This window comes from Streptomyces sp. NPDC004561, from assembly GCF_053602155.1.
On record NZ_JBSGDB010000465.1, the window covers coordinates 1 to 6849 of the forward strand.

The window sequence follows — 6849 nt, forward strand, 5'->3', positions numbered from 1 at the left end:
GCTCCGGGGACGCCGTCGTCCGCGGAACGGCCCGGGGCCCTGCCCGGGGGTGGGACGGGTCAGCGGCGGCGCAGACCGGTGGTGGCCAGGGCCGAGCCGACCAGGACGATCGCCGCGTCGACCAGCAGCGCCGTGTGGATGCCGGTCAGGGTGGAGCCGGTGGCGTTCATCCGGGCGGTGGCGATGGAGCTGAGCACCGGGATGCCCATGGTGATGCCGACCTGCTGGGTCATCGAGGCGAGGCCGGTGGCCAGGCCCTGCTCGCCGTCGGGCAGGCCCGAGGTGGCGGTGACCATGTAGCCGACGATCGCCGAGATGTGGCCGAAGGCGCCCGCCGAGGAGGCGGCCAGCATCAGCGCCAGGGCGCCGCCACCGCCGTTGCCGACGAGGAACAGCGCGCCGGTGGCCACGGACTGCAGCAGCAGGCCGGCGCCGAGGACGGCCCGGTTGCCGAAGCGGCCGATCAGCCGCGGGGCGGCCATGCCGCCGACGAAGGCCGCGACGCCGATGCCGCAGAAGGCGAGGCCGGTCTGCAGCGGGCTGTAGCCGAAGACCTCCTGGAGGTACAGGGTCAGCAGGAAGATGACCGAGCTCTCCATGGTGAAGGTGATCAGGCCGCCGAAGTTGCCCCACTTGACGGTCGGGCGGGTCAGCACCCGGACCGGGGCGAGGGGGGCCTTGGCGCGCAGCTCGATCAGCCAGAACGCGCCGAGCAGGACGACCGCGGCGGCGATCGTCGCGAGGGCCAGGGGGTTGGTCCAGCCGTGCTGGCCGGCCTCGGTGACGCCGTACACCAGGGCGAGCAGTCCGCCGGTGACGGTGACTGCGCCGGGGATGTCGAGCTTGGTGCGCTCACCGCGGCTCTCGGGGATCACGGCGGGCGCGGCGAACAGGATCGCGGCGGCGACGGGCACGTTGATGAAGAAGGCCCAGCGCCAGCTCAGCAGGTCGGTGAGGACACCGCCGAAGATCGCGCCGACGGTGAACCCGGCCGAGATGAGCGTGCCGTTCAGGCCGAGCGCCTTCTCGCGCAGGGGGCCTTCGGGCAGCGAGGTGGTCAGCAGGGACAGCGCCGCCGGGGTGGCGAGCGCGGAGGCGAGGCCCTGGGCGACGCGGGCGCCGAGCAGCATGCCGGGGCTGGTGGCCAGTCCGCCGACGAGGGAGCCGGCGGCCAGCAGGCCCATGCCGATCAGCAGCATCCGGCGCCGGCCGGCGAGGTCGGCGAGACGGCCGAAGAGCAGGGTGAAGCCGGCCGAGGGCAGCATCATCGCGGTGGAGATCCACTGCAGGTTGGCCAGCGAGAAACCGAGCCCCTTGCCGATGTCGGGCAGGGCGACGTTCAGGATGGAGAAGTCCACGGCCAGCATGAACTGCGAGCCGAGCAGCAGGGTCAGCAGCAGGCGCTGACGCGAGGTCATGCGCGCCGACCGTGGGGTGGCGGGCGCTTCTACGGCGGTGGTGGCCATCACGTTCCAATCGTGGTGGGGACGGGTTTCAGGCGCTGACGGTGAGGACGGCGTTGCCGACGACGCGGCGGTCGCGCAGGTCGCCGAGGACGGCGGCGGTGTGCGCCCAGTCCTCGGTGCGGCCGATGTGGGGGGTGAGCCGACCCTCGGCGGCGAGCCGGACCAGGGTCCTCAGGTCGGCGCCGAACGACTCGTCGAAGTGCTCGTAGTGGAAGTGGCGGACGGTGGCCGAGCGGGGGCCCTTGAAGAAGTCGAAGAAGCTCAGCTCGGCGGGCCTGCGGGAGGCCTGCCCGAACCAGATCAGCTGCCCGCGCTGCTTCAGCAGGGCCAGCGCGCGCGGGGTGGAGGTGTCGCCGACCGACTCCAGGACGACGTCGAAGGGCCCGCCGGTCACCTCGTCCAGGGCGTGGACGACGGTCGCGCCCAGCTCGGCGAGCCGCTTGCCGCGTTCGGCGGTGGCGGTGACGGCGGTGACCTCGGCGCCCTGGCCGACGGCGAGTTCGGTGACGTAGTGGCCGACGCCGCCGGAGGCGCCGGTCAGCAGGAGCCGGCGGCCCGCGACCGGGCCGGCCACGCGCAGCAGGCGCAGGGCGGTGAGTCCGGCCAGCGGGAGGGCGGCGGCGGTCTCGAAGGCGATGTCGCCCGGGAGTTCGGCGAGGGAGTGGGTGGGGACGGCCGCGTACTGCGCCCAGCCGTTCGCCGGGGGGTGGCCTACGACCCGGGTGCCGGCGGCCGGCCCGGAGCCGTCCGCGGCGGCGCGGACGACGACGCCGGCGATGTCCTTGCCGGGACGGGCGCCGCTCGGCCGCAGCGGGCCGTGCAGCTGGAAGACCTCGCCGCGGTTCACGGAGAACGCCCTGACCTCGACGAGCGCCTCGTCGGCCGCGGGCCGCGGCAGCTCGGCCGTGCCGGGCTCGACCATCTCCTCCGGGCGGCCGGTGGGCAGCAGCGCCCGCATGGGGCGGTCCGCTGCGGGCTGGGCGACTGCGGGCATGACTGACTCCTGGGTTTCACGCAAAGGGCTTGGGATGCGGGGGTGTTGGGCGCTGCGGCCCGGTGTTCAGCACGCTAGGAACCGGGCCCGCGGCCGCTCAAGGAAAGTGCCACCGAGGTACGGCGGCGGTGTCACCTAAGTGACATGGGCGGGGTGCGCCAGGTGCCGGTGTGCGGACGGTGGCGAGGGCGGCGCCAGGTCGCACGGGGACGGGCGGGGGCCGGGTCGGGGGCGGCGGGCGCGGTGCGGGCGGCGAGCGCGTGCAGCACGGCCAGTACGGCGGCCAGCTCGTCGGCGTCGGCGCGGCCGCGCAGCACCCGCACGGCGGCGGGGTCCTCGGTGCCGCTCATACCGGCTGGTTCCCGTGCTTGCGCTCGGGCACATGGGCGTGTTTGCCGCGCAGCATCCGCAGCGAGCGGACGAGGACGGCGCGGGTGTCGCGGGGGTCGATGACGTCGTCGACGAGGCCGCGCTCGGCCGCGTGGTACGGGTGCATGAGCCGCTCCTTGTACTCGGCCACCCGCCGGGCCCGCGCCTCCTCGGGGTCGTCGGCGGCGGCGATCTCGCGGCGGAACACGACGTTCGCCGCGCCCTCGGCGCCCATCACGGCGATCTCGTTGGTGGGCCAGGCGAAGGACAGGTCGCAGCCGATGGAGCGGGAGTCCATGACGATGTAGGCGCCGCCGTAGGCCTTGCGCAGGATGACCTGCACCCGGGGCACGGTCGCGTCGCAGTAGGCGTACAGCAGCTTGGCGCCGCGCCGGATGATGCCGTCCTGCTCCTGACCGGTGCCGGGCAGGAAGCCGGGCACGTCGACGAGGGTGACGAGCGGGATGCTGAAGGAGTCGCAGAACTGCACGAACCGCGCGCCCTTCTCCGACGCGGCGATGTCCAGCACACCGGCCTGGACCTGCGGCTGGTTGGCGACGATCCCGACGACCTGCCCGCCGAGCCGGGCCAGGGCGACGATCAGGTTGGGCGCCCAGCGCTCGTGCAGCTCGAAGAAGTCGCCGTCGTCGGCGATCTCCTCGATCACCCGGCGCATGTCGTACGCCTGGTTCGGGTGCTCCGGCACCAGGTCGAGCAGGGCGTCGCAGGGCCGGTCCGCCGGGTCGGCGGTGGGCTCCTCCGGCCGCAGCTCACGGTTGTTGGCGGGCAGCAGCGACAGCAGGTGGCGCACGTCGGCCAGACAGGACTCCTCGTCCTCGTGGAGGAAGGTGGAGACCCCGGAGAGGGCGGAGTGGACCTCGGCGCCGCCGAGTTCGTCGTGGCCGACCCGCTCGCCGGTGACGGCCTGCACCACGTCGGGTCCGGTGATGTACATCTGCGCGGTGCCGCGCACCATGAACACGAAGTCGGTGAGGGCCGGGGAGTAGGCGGCGCCGCCCGCGCAGGGGCCGAGGACCACGCTGATCTGCGGGATCACACCGGACATGCGGACGTTGCGGGTGAAGATGCCGCCGTAGCCGGCGAGTGCGGTCACGCCCTCCTGGATACGGGCGCCCGCGCCGTCGCTGAGGGCGACCAGGGGGGCGCCGGCGGCCTCCGCCAGGTCCATGATCTTGTGGATCTTCTGGGCGTGGGCCTCGCCGAGCGCACCGCCGAAGACCCGGAAGTCATGGCCGTAGACGAAGACCTGGCGGCCGTCGACGGTGCCCCAGCCGGTGACCACGCCGTCGCCGTCCGGCTTTCGCTCCTCCAGGCCGAAGCCGGTGGCCCGGTGCCGGCGCAGCCCCTCCACCTCGGTGAACGAGCCCTTGTCCAGCAGGAGGCCGATCCGCTCACGCACGGTGAGTTTGCCGCGGGCGTGCTGCCGTTCGGTGGCCGCCGCTCCGGGGCCTTCGGCCGCCTTCCGTTTCCTTTCGGCGAGTTCGCCGAGCCGTTCACGCAACGCCATCTGCGCACTCCTTTCAACTGCCGTGCACGCTAGGCGGAAAGCGATGCCGGAATACAGGGCGGGGTCTCGAAAGAGACATTCGACGGGCACCTTCGCGCCACTTTCCCGGCCGGTTTCCAGGGCGGCGGATTACGTTCGCATTCCCCGCACCCGCTGGAAGGAGGGGTGATGGCACTGGACGATACGGCGGCCTCGCTGTCCCGGTACCGCGTGGCGGTGGTGGCCGACCCGTTCCCGGTCTCCCGGACGGCGGTGGCCTCGCTGCTCAGGCACTCCGGCGCCCTCGACGACGCCCGGGAGGCCGACAGCGGGCAGACCGCCGTGGAGCTGGTGCGCCGGCTGGGCGCCGACCTGCTCGTCACCGATGTCGACCTGGCGGGCCGCGGCGACGGCGTGCGCCTGTGCCACCAGGTGAAACGACTGTCACGGCCGCCGAGCGTGCTGGTGTTCACCGGCGCCGACGACCCGGCCGTGGTGGCCGCCTGCCTGACCGGCGGGGCGGACGGGTTCGTGCACCGTTCGGCGTCCCCGGAGCGGCTGGTGCACGCCGTGGAGACCCTCGCGGTCGGCCGGCCCGTCTGGTACCTGCGCGGACAGCGCGAGGAGCCGCCCCGGGGGCCGGCGCAGCCCCGGGTGCCGGGCATGACGGCACGCGAACAACAGGTGCTCGGGCTGCTGCTGGCCCGCTGTTCCAATGACGAGATAGCGGCCGAACTGCATGTGGCACGGCAGACCGTCAAGAACCATGTGAGCAATGTGCTGCGCAAACTCGGCGTCGCGAACCGACGGGAATTGCTGGCGGGTCAGGGCGCGATGGGCCGGGCGTCATGAAAAGGCCCGGCCGCACCGCCTTCCCGACCTCCCCGAAGTCCTTTCTCTCTTCCCTTCTCTTTTTCCCCTCCCCTTTTACCCATGCTCCTGATGGAGGTAACTCATCGTGACCACGCCCGCCTTCCGTCCTCGCTTCCAGGGCCGGGTCGCCCTCGTCACCGGGGCCAGCCGCGGTATCGGTCTCGCCGTCGCCGAGCGGCTGGTCGCCGAGGGCGCCCGGGTCTGCCTGACGGCCCGCTCCCCCGAGCCGCTGGCCGAGGCGGTCACCCTGCTCGGCGGACCGGAGCACGCCGTCGCCGTGGCCGGGCGGGCCGACAACCCCGCCCACCAGGCCGCCGCCGTCGCCCGCGCCGTGGAGGCCTTCGGCAGGCTCGACGTGCTGGTCAACAACACCGGGATCAACCCGGTGTTCGGGCCGGTGCTGGACCTGGAGGAGGCCGCGCTGCGGAAGGTGTTCGAGGTGAACGTGCTGGCCGCGCTCGGCTGGCTGCGCCGGGCCCGTGCCGCATGGATGGGCGAGCACGGCGGTGCGGTCGTCAACATGACCGCTGTCGCCGGGTTGCGGCCGGCCGAGGGCATCGGCGCGTACGGCGCGAGCAAGGCCGCGCTGATCCACCTCACCGAGCAGCTCGGCCAGGAACTGGGCCCCCGGATCCGGGTCAACTCCGTCGCCCCGGCCGTGGTGAAGACCCGGTTCGCGGCCAAGCTGTACGAGGAGCGGGAGCAGGAGATCGCCGCGGGCTACGCCCTGGGCCGGCTCGGCACCCCGGAGGACATCGCCGCCGCCGTCGCCTATCTGGCCTCGGACGACGCCTCCTGGGTGACCGGGCAGACGCTGGCGGTGGACGGCGGGCTGATCGCGGCGGGCGGCGGGATCTGAGCGGCTGCCCCAAGGGGGCCGGTGCGGATGCACCGGCCCCCTTCGCGTACGCCCGGGAGGCTCAGCAGAGCGGGCCGCCGGCCACGTACAGCACCTGGCCGGAGACGAACCCGGCCCGTTCGCCCGTGAGGAACGAGACGGTCTCGGCGACGTCGTCGGGGGTGCCGACCCGGCGCACCGGGATGTCGGCCGCGCAGCGCTCCTGGAACTCCTCGAAGGTGATGCCCATGCGGGCGGCGGTCGCGGCGGTCATCTCCGTGGCGATGAAGCCCGGGGCGACGGCGTTGGCGGTGATGCCGAACCGGCCCAGCTCGATGGCCAGGGTCTTGGTGAAGCCCTGCAGACCGGCCTTGGCCGCCGCGTAGTTGGCCTGGCCTCGGTTGCCGAGCGCGGAGGACGAGGAGAGGTTCACGATCCGGCCGTACCCGGCGTCGACCATGTGCTTCTGGACGGCGCGGGTCATCAGGAAGGCGCCGCGCAGGTGCACGTCCATGACCGTGTCCCAGTCGGGGACGCTCATCCTGAACAGCAGGTTGTCGCGCAGCACGCCCGCGTTGTTGACCAGGATCGCCGGGGCGCCCAGTTCCTCGGCGACGCGGGCGACGGCCGCCTCGACCTGCGCCGCGTCGCTGACGTCGGCGCCGACAAAGAGGGCCCTGCCGCAGTTCTTCGCGATGCGCCGTACGGTCTCAAGCAGCACATCTGTTGATGATCGCCCTCGGCGGGGTGATCGGCGCGGGGCTGTTCGTCGGGTCCGGTGCGGGCATCGCCGCCGCCGGTC

6 protein-coding genes and 2 pseudogenes are annotated in these 6849 nt (G+C 73.2%); 3 read left to right on the top strand and 5 right to left on the bottom strand.

What is annotated here, in order from left to right:
* Nucleotides 1–59: 59 nt before the first annotated feature.
* From ACWEN3_RS37865 to ACWEN3_RS37880, 4 genes are all read right to left on the bottom strand, one after another.
* Nucleotides 60–1466: an MFS transporter gene (locus tag ACWEN3_RS37865; protein ID WP_452980699.1), complete on the bottom strand. Its 1407-nt coding sequence runs from the start codon at nt 1464–1466 to the stop codon at nt 60–62.
* A gap of 28 nt (nt 1467–1494) precedes the next feature.
* On the bottom strand, nt 1495–2424 hold the full coding sequence (locus ACWEN3_RS37870) for a zinc-binding dehydrogenase (RefSeq protein WP_452980714.1): 930 nt from the start codon (nt 2422–2424) through the stop codon (nt 1495–1497).
* A gap of 167 nt (nt 2425–2591) precedes the next feature.
* The gene (locus ACWEN3_RS37875) at nt 2592–2810 is read right to left on the bottom strand and encodes an acyl-CoA carboxylase epsilon subunit (RefSeq protein WP_452980702.1); all 219 of its coding nucleotides are present in this window, start codon (nt 2808–2810) and stop codon (nt 2592–2594) included.
* Nucleotides 2807–4357: an acyl-CoA carboxylase subunit beta gene (locus ACWEN3_RS37880; protein WP_452980705.1), complete on the bottom strand. Its 1551-nt coding sequence runs from the start codon at nt 4355–4357 to the stop codon at nt 2807–2809. The genes ACWEN3_RS37875 and ACWEN3_RS37880 overlap by 4 nt, the downstream gene beginning before the upstream one ends.
* A gap of 168 nt (nt 4358–4525) precedes the next feature.
* Between ACWEN3_RS37880 and ACWEN3_RS37885 the strand changes: the two genes are divergently transcribed.
* Nucleotides 4526–5188 carry a response regulator gene (locus ACWEN3_RS37885; RefSeq protein ID WP_452980708.1) on the top strand — a complete coding sequence of 221 codons (663 nt, stop codon included), beginning with the start codon at nt 4526–4528 and terminating at the stop codon, nt 5186–5188.
* 106 nt (nt 5189–5294) lie between these two features.
* Nucleotides 5295–6068: an SDR family oxidoreductase gene (locus ACWEN3_RS37890; RefSeq protein WP_452980711.1), complete on the top strand. Its 774-nt coding sequence runs from the start codon at nt 5295–5297 to the stop codon at nt 6066–6068.
* 61 nt (nt 6069–6129) lie between these two features.
* On the opposite strand, the pseudogene ACWEN3_RS37895 reads toward ACWEN3_RS37890, so the two are convergent.
* A pseudogene (locus ACWEN3_RS37895) lies at nt 6130–6735 on the bottom strand (SDR family oxidoreductase); the annotation flags it as partial.
* On the opposite strand from ACWEN3_RS37895, the pseudogene ACWEN3_RS37900 reads away from it, so the two are divergent.
* Nucleotides 6685–6849 (top strand): annotated as a pseudogene (locus tag ACWEN3_RS37900) (amino acid transporter); the annotation flags it as partial. The pseudogenes ACWEN3_RS37895 and ACWEN3_RS37900 sit on opposite strands and share 51 nt — an antisense overlap.